Origin of the sequence: Streptomyces sp. URMC 127, from assembly GCF_051386535.1 — a bacterium.
Classification (GTDB): Bacteria; Actinomycetota; Actinomycetes; order Streptomycetales; family Streptomycetaceae; genus Streptomyces.
Genome location: NZ_JBPQTW010000403.1, coordinates 1 through 2,449 on the forward strand (window position 1 = coordinate 1; position 2,449 = coordinate 2,449).

General features: G+C 72.8%; 3 protein-coding genes and 1 pseudogene. All 4 read right to left on the minus strand.

The genetic code is table 11. The annotated features are described in order from the left end of the window. Window positions 1-227, minus strand: a 227-nt coding sequence (locus ACSNOH_RS34455; RefSeq protein WP_436725388.1) for a thiamine phosphate synthase, incomplete at its 3' end; no start/stop codon positions are given. Between the two features lie 342 nt (window positions 228-569). Next, window positions 570-855 (minus strand): annotated as a pseudogene (locus ACSNOH_RS34460) (hypothetical protein); the annotation flags it as partial. A 43-nt stretch (window positions 856-898) separates the two neighbouring features. Further along, window positions 899-1,816, minus strand: a complete 918-nt coding sequence (gene metF / locus ACSNOH_RS34465) for a methylenetetrahydrofolate reductase [NAD(P)H] (protein ID WP_436725389.1) — start codon at window positions 1,814-1,816, stop codon at window positions 899-901. A gap of 132 nt (window positions 1,817-1,948) precedes the next feature. Continuing rightward, the coding region (thiE, locus tag ACSNOH_RS34470; protein ID WP_436725390.1) for a thiamine phosphate synthase at window positions 1,949-2,449 on the minus strand (501 nt) is incomplete at its 5' end.

Sequence of the window (2,449 nt, forward strand, 5' to 3'; positions counted from 1 at the left end):
TCGTTGACCGCGAAGAGCTTGCCGTGGCGGCGGGCGGCCTCGGCGAAGACGGCGAGGTGCTCCAGCTCCTCGCCGGCCTCCATGCCCTTGTCGCGCAGCTGGACGATGTCGACACCGCCGGCGAGGACCGCGTCGAGGAATTCCGGCAGGTCGCCCTGGCGCTTGCGGGCGTCGGTGCACAGGTAGAGCCGGGCATCGGCGAGGCGGCGGCGGGCGGTGGCGGACATCGGGTGGTTCCCCCCGGGTCGGGGGGGGGGGGGGGGGGGGGGGGGGGGGGGGGGGGGGGGGGGGGGGCGCGCCGGGGTCGTCCGCGGGCTCCGGGAGCGGGGGGACGGCGGGCATGGCGGCGGTCTCGTCGAGCGGCGGGGCGGACGACATCAGAGGAGGCTGCGGGGCGGGCGGGGCTTCCGCGCTCTCGCCCCTGCGGCGCCGGCCGGCGCGCGGCTCCTGCGCGCCGTCGTCCTCGGCGGCGGCCTTCCCGGCGCGCTTACCGGACTTGACACCCCTTCCGGACTTGCCGGACTGAGAAGACTTGGCAGACTTGCCGGACTTACCGGATCTGCCGGATTCACCACTCCCCGCCGCTTCCGCACCGTCGTCGCCGCGGCGGAGCGCCCAGCCGCGGGAGAAGCCCCGGCGGAAGGAGAGCGTCACATACGTCTGCCCGATGGCGAACGCCACCGCGCCCACCGCGATGACCGCGACGGACGGGATGACGACCCCCGCGACGACGCCGAGGAACCCGGCGAAGGCGAGGAGGCGCCAGCGCAGTCGCGCCTTGTACTGCAGCAGCACCTCGCCGAGCAGCCAGAGCGCGACGACGCCGAACGCGATGTAGAGGACCGTCCAGCCCATTTACGCCCCTCTCAATGGCCGCAGCCCTTCGAGGGGCCGGCCGTCAGGACCGCTGGTGCAGTCCCAGATTCTCGTAGATTTCCAGCGTCGCCGTGGAGTGGTTCAGGGTAATGAAATGCAGCCCGGGAATCTCCTCGGCCATCAACCGAGCGCACAGCTCCGTGGCGTACTCGATCCCGATCGAGCGTACAGCGGCCCGGTCGTCCTTGACCGCGAGGATCCTCTCGGCCAGCGCGGGCGGGAACGCGGCATTGCTGAGCTGGGCAAACCGCTCGATCTGACGGACGTTGGTGACGGGCATGACCTCGGGGATGATCGGGGTGTCGCAGCCGGCGGCGGCGACGCGGTCGCGCAGCCGCAGGTAGTCCTCGGGGTAGAAGAACATCTGCGTGATGGCGAAGTCCGCGCCCGCGCGGCACTTGTCCACGAAGTGCCGGATGTCGGTGTCCCAGTCGGTGGAGCGCGGGTGCATCTCCGGGAAGGCGGCGACGCCGACGCAGAAGTCGCCGGACTCCTTGATGAGCCGGACGAGGTCGGCGGCGTAGTGCAGGCCCTCGGGGTGGCGCACCCACTCGCCCATGGGGTCGCCGGGCGGATCGCCGCGCAGGGCCAGCATGTTGCGGATGCCGACGTCGGCGTACTGGCCGATGATGTTGCGGAGTTCGGCCTTGGAGTGGTTGACGGCTGTCAGGTGGGCGACGGGCGTGAGCGTCGTGTCGGTCGCGATCCGCTCGGTCACCCGCACGGTGCCCTCGCGGGAGGATCCGCCGGCGCCGTAGGTGACGGAGACGAAGGTCGGGCCGACGGCCTCGATCCGGCGGATGGCGTCCCAGAGGGTGCGCTCGCCCTTCTCGGACCTCGGGGCGGCGAACTCGAACGAATACGACCGCTCGCCGGAGGCGAGCAGCTCACGCACCGTGCGCGCGCGGTCTGTCCTGGTGGAGGCGGTGCCAAGGGCCATACCGGCTAGTTAACCAGCGGTTCCCGCGGCCCCCAATCCCACTTTTGCGATTTGCCCGATAGGCCCGTCTCCCGTCCGCATGCCGGACGGGTTCTTCATGTTTTTTTGACACTCTCGCGGCGTGCGCGGCCCTCAGAGGCGCTCGCGGACCCGCTCGGCCAGCTGCGCCGCGGCCTCGCCAGGATCGTCCGCCTCGGTGATCGCACGGACCACGACGATCCGGCGGGCGCCCGCGTCGAGCACCTCGTCGAGGTTGCCCGCGTCGATGCCGCCGATGGCGAACCAGGGGCGCTCGGTGCCCAGGGCCGCCGCGTGGCGGACCAGGGTCAGGCCGGGGGCGTGGCGGCCCGGCTTGGTGGGGGTCGGCCAGCAGGGGCCGGTGCAGAAGTAGTCCACGCCGGGCTCGGCGGCCGCGGCGTCCACCTCGGCCTCGGCGTGCGTCGACCGGCCGATCAGCACCTCCTCGCCGAGGATCGCGCGGGCCGCGGGCACCGGCAGGTCGCCCTGGCCGAGGTGCAGGACGCCGGAGCCGGAGGCGTGGGCGACGTCCGCGCGGTCGTTGACCGCGAAGAGCTTGCCGTGGCGGCGGGCGGCCTCGGCGAAGACGGCGAGGTGCTCCAGCTCCTCGCCGGC